Here is a 2,658-nt window from a genome sequence, read left to right as displayed (position 1 = left end):
CTGCCTGTCTTTGGATCAAAAACCGCACCTCCACTCATTCCGCCAGCGCTGGGAACGCTAATTTGTATAATTCGAGTCTCTCGCGCATTCGTGGCTGGAAGAATCGCACTAACAATTCCACTATAAAAAGTAGGCTGAATGGTTCCTCTATTTGATTTGGTGAACAAAAACATCTCTTTTCCATATGGATAACCTCCAACCACGACTTGGTCTCCTACTCCTAATTTACTTGAATTACCAAAACGAACAATAGGTATTTCATATGGGATCTCTTTAGTATTTTTTGCAGCACAAATAAGAATCGCTAAATCAACATAACTATTAACTTGATTAGTACGTGGATCCACATATCTTAAAGCTCGCTGGATAGGATATGGAATACAAATGAGAACGCCGGGCCTACTAGTCCGTGAGAGTATATATCCTTTAGACTTATTCTCTATGAGCGCTTCAACGACATGAGCACATGTCACCAGCTTTCCGTCCCCTGTCTGAATTGCTGTACCAACAATATTCATTAAGTATTTTTCAGCTTCTGGCTCCTTCAAAGAGATCATTGGTAAATAATTCTGATCTCTGGCTAGTGGTTCAAAAGGCAGGATGCCTACTGGCAAAATACTTCGTCCAACCTGCCACGTAACAGTTTTCCTTCCAAGTGAACCCCATCGTATATTTTTGGTTTTATCTTGGTATTTTCCCATTTTCTGTCACTAAGCCATTAATACCTCTTTTTTAAATAACGGTTTACTTTAAACTTTCTAAAATAAGGCTTTGAACGAACATCGTTCATTAAATCCCAATAACAATTTTTTGCGAAATTATTTTTTACTTCCGCTGGAAAGGTATAGTGATATTTTCGGGGGTGTTCAGTACCTTCATAAACAACAGATCGTTGAAATTCAGGCTGAAGATACGCATAGATGCCCCACCTTATATTATTAAGAAATTCTGAAATAGTACTACTATGATAAATTAAGACATCATTGTGGAATCTTTCATAAAATTCATCAAGAATTAATAAGGCATCTTCAAAAGCGATCTCTTTGCGATTCCTTTTGAATATTTCCATTAACTCATTGGCAACGCCAGATAACCTCGAAAAATTGTGTTTTGAAATATTTCCACATATTTTAATAAATTCTATTCTTTTAATTGATAAGTCTATATTAGTATCGATAGAGGGTAACCATACCTCAACTTGCGCCTCTTGCTCAAGCCAATCAACAAATTCCTTAATTGCTAAGGTTAAACCTTTTATTGAATCGTTTTTATTGAAATTCGGCGATTCGCAAATAGCTCTAATAGCTCCCGAATATGACTGCTGTTCATCAAGAACCTTCTTATCTGAGCGAGAAAGAAAATCTAAAAGAATAATGTTGAAATATTTTTGATGAGTCATAGATTTAAAACTAATATTACAGTTGGGGTCATTTCCTAACAAGTCCATAATTTCATAGTTGACCATATCGTCAATAAGTTCCTTAGCGGCTTTTAAAAATATTACTTCCTTTTCAGTGTCAGTGAATTTCATGATTTTATAGTTTTTCTATATTCCCTTTATTAATTCGTCAAGAGAAACACTTAAAGCTTTTGCTATTCCCGCCATGGTTTGAATTGTAGGATGCTTTGATTCCCCAGATTCAATCTTAACAACTGTAATAAAAGAAATATTGGCGAGACGGGCTAGCTTCTCTTGTGATAAACCCTTTTTATTACGTAATTGTCTTATTTTTTGGGCAAACATTTGCTTGACTTTCCTGATGATAACTTATAAAATCTTATATATAAATATATATTAATAGGAACCACTCAATAACTAATGTTAGTTTACTACAAAAACAGTCTTTTTCAAATCAATTTCCGCCCATTGAAATATCAGTTTTCTTTTGGTAAAATTTTGCCCCGCGTTTCTCAAGTATTATTCGCGAGAGGCTCGGTAATGCCGCGCAGGGGAAGATTTTAGCGTGTTGAAAGCGGCATAGCGGACAACCGCTCTTTTTTAAATACTTGATTTGGACGCAAACGGCTGGCGGCTGCCCGCACCCAGCCGCCAGCCGCAAACGAGCCGAACACGCACAAAGATTAGCTGGAAGTGAGCGGCCAAGCGAACGCCAAAGGAGCCCTGCCCCAAGGCAGGGCGACTGATGCACGGGAGATACGGGAGCCGCCCAAGCGGCGATGCCTATTAAGATAGATTATTTTATTAACAGGTCTTTCTGGAGACAGGTTCTAACCTTATTCAGTAAGGACCACCAAGAGTGATAGGGTGCTGCTTCAAGGACAGGACGGAAGGTACATTCCGTCGAAAAATTGAGGCGGCGCTCTTTTAAAATACATTCCTTTCACCAATCTTTTTGTCCTTTGCATTTTGAAAAATATGAGGTTTCAAAATGTAAAGGACGGATTCTAAATTTCCCCCAAGGAGGCGTTAAGATGGAATACTTCCTCTACGCTCGTAAATCCACTGATGAAGAAGATCGGCAAATTCTTTCTATTCAAGCTCAGATAACCGAAGTTAGAGAATACGCAGCAAAAGAAAAACTCGAGGTTGTTAAGGAGTTTATTGAATCTCGAACAGCCAAAGCGCCTGGCCGACCTATCTTCAATGAAATGATCTCTCTACTTGAACGTGGCAAAGCCGAGGGCATAGTAGCTTGG

At 38.4% G+C, this 2,658-nt stretch carries 4 protein-coding genes; 1 reads left to right on the top strand and 3 read right to left on the bottom strand.

Going from position 1 to position 2,658, the window contains the following annotated elements:
• The 3 genes from PHC29_08845 to PHC29_08835 all read right to left on the bottom strand — a co-directional run.
• Window positions 1–701, bottom strand: a 701-nt coding sequence (locus PHC29_08845; GenBank protein MDD5109583.1) for a serine protease, incomplete at its 3' end; no start/stop codon positions are given.
• 17 nt (window positions 702–718) lie between these two features.
• Window positions 719–1,531, bottom strand: a complete 813-nt coding sequence (locus PHC29_08840) for a hypothetical protein (GenBank protein MDD5109582.1) — start codon at window positions 1,529–1,531, stop codon at window positions 719–721.
• A 15-nt stretch (window positions 1,532–1,546) separates the two neighbouring features.
• Window positions 1,547–1,744, bottom strand: coding sequence for a helix-turn-helix transcriptional regulator (locus PHC29_08835; GenBank protein ID MDD5109581.1), 198 nt, complete (start codon window positions 1,742–1,744; stop codon window positions 1,547–1,549).
• A 689-nt stretch (window positions 1,745–2,433) separates the two neighbouring features.
• Between PHC29_08835 and PHC29_08830 the strand changes: the two genes are divergently transcribed.
• On the top strand, window positions 2,434–2,658 hold a 225-nt coding region (locus tag PHC29_08830), incomplete at its 3' end, for a recombinase family protein (protein MDD5109580.1).

The sequence above is a fragment of the Candidatus Omnitrophota bacterium genome (genome assembly GCA_028712255.1).
Classification (GTDB): Bacteria; Omnitrophota; Gorgyraeia; order Gygaellales; family Profunditerraquicolaceae; genus UBA6249.
Note: the sequence above shows the minus strand (reverse complement) of the source record. Positions and strands in the feature narration are given on the sequence as shown.